We start from the raw sequence: 237 nt of genomic DNA, 5'->3' as shown, positions 1-237 counted from the left end.
TGATTGTTGGTAAAGTTGTATCGCTTACTGTTACTAATTGTGTAGCAGTAGCTGTATTACCTGAACCATCTACTACGGTCCATGTTACAGTGGTTGTACCTAATGGGAATGCTGCTGGTGCATCATTTGTTACACTAACTACCGAACAATTGTCTGTAGTTACAGCATTTCCTAATACCAAGCCTGTTGTTGTACAACCTGTATTAGTAGTTGTATTGATAGCAATTGGTGCTACGA

The 237-nt window shown here is 39.2% G+C and carries 1 protein-coding gene; it reads right to left on the bottom strand.

The features are described from left to right. The coding region (locus G4L40_RS13265; protein WP_166237595.1) for an HYR domain-containing protein at window positions 1-237 on the bottom strand (237 nt) is incomplete at both ends.

Origin of the sequence: Flavobacterium celericrescens (assembly GCF_011392075.1) — a bacterium.
Lineage (GTDB): Bacteria > Bacteroidota > Bacteroidia > Flavobacteriales > Flavobacteriaceae > Flavobacterium > Flavobacterium celericrescens.
The sequence above is the reverse complement of the archived record's forward strand: the minus strand, read 5'-3'. Positions and strand labels throughout refer to the sequence as shown.